General features: G+C 36.3%; 1 protein-coding gene. It reads right to left on the reverse strand.

Annotated elements, in window-relative coordinates; genetic code table 11:
* Positions 1-73: 73 nt before the first annotated feature.
* Positions 74-457, reverse strand: a 384-nt coding sequence (locus Y882_RS20455; protein WP_046973448.1) for a hypothetical protein, incomplete at its 5' end; no start/stop codon positions are given.

The following is a 457-nucleotide window of genomic DNA, read 5'->3' on the forward strand; positions in this document are numbered from 1 at the left end:
TCGAATCCATCATCATCTCTAACGTCTATTTCAACTTCAAGCCCAAGCCCAGCATTGTTAAATTCATCTAAAGTCATTGTGTTGCCTCAATATAAAGTTCGTTGGAATATTTGACCAGCGCTTCTCTGTCTTCGTCTGAGATATCCGGAATCGCGTCAATATATTCTTTAATGATATCTTGAAGTGATTTAATCTCGATTTCCTGGTCGTCATCAGATTCAACACTGTTATCAACTTTAGAAACCATACGAAGAGAGTGAACTACTTTTTCAAGTTCAGATTCAAACTTAGTCAACTCTGAATCAATTTCTGATACTATAACACGTACGGCTAGATTAGTATAATCAGAATAATTGATTTTGCCTTTAAACGGATAAGTGATTCGTCGATGCCATGTTGTTTCATTAGGAATAAATTCCATACGTTCAACGTCAGTGTCAAATACCCAGAATCCTCG

Source organism: Dyella japonica DSM 16301, assembly GCF_001010355.1.
In the GTDB taxonomy this organism is placed as follows: domain Bacteria; phylum Pseudomonadota; class Gammaproteobacteria; order Xanthomonadales; family Rhodanobacteraceae; genus Dyella; species Dyella japonica.